1 rRNA gene is annotated in these 306 nt (G+C 40.2%); it reads right to left on the bottom strand.

The annotated features are described in order from the left end of the window. Window positions 1-86 (bottom strand): 5S ribosomal RNA (gene rrf / locus ACTNDN_RS25090); the annotation flags it as partial. Between the last annotated feature and the right edge of the window lie 220 nt (window positions 87-306).

Raw genomic sequence — 306 nt, 5'->3', positions numbered from 1 at the left:
ACCCCCAACTACCATCGGCGCTTTAGAAGCTTAACTTCCGTGTTCGGTATGGGAACGGGTGTGACCTTCTCGCTATCGCCACCAGACTTTTCTCAAGACATATTTTATTATACATGTTTTTGAGATTTTTTCAAGGATAATTTTAGAAAATTATTCCCTGAAAACTAGATTATGAAGTAAAGAAAGAAATGAGTAATCATTATTGTCCAGCTACAACGCCGATAAACAGGCGTTTCCGCTTTTCGTTTTAGTTAAGTCCTCGATCTATTAGTATCAGTCAGCTCCACATGTCGCCACGCTTCCACC

The sequence above is a fragment of the Niallia sp. HCP3S3_B10 genome (assembly GCF_052064465.1).
In the GTDB taxonomy this organism is placed as follows: Bacteria; Bacillota; Bacilli; order Bacillales; family Cytobacillaceae; genus Niallia; species Niallia hominis.
This window is presented reverse-complemented; position numbering and strand designations above follow the sequence as displayed.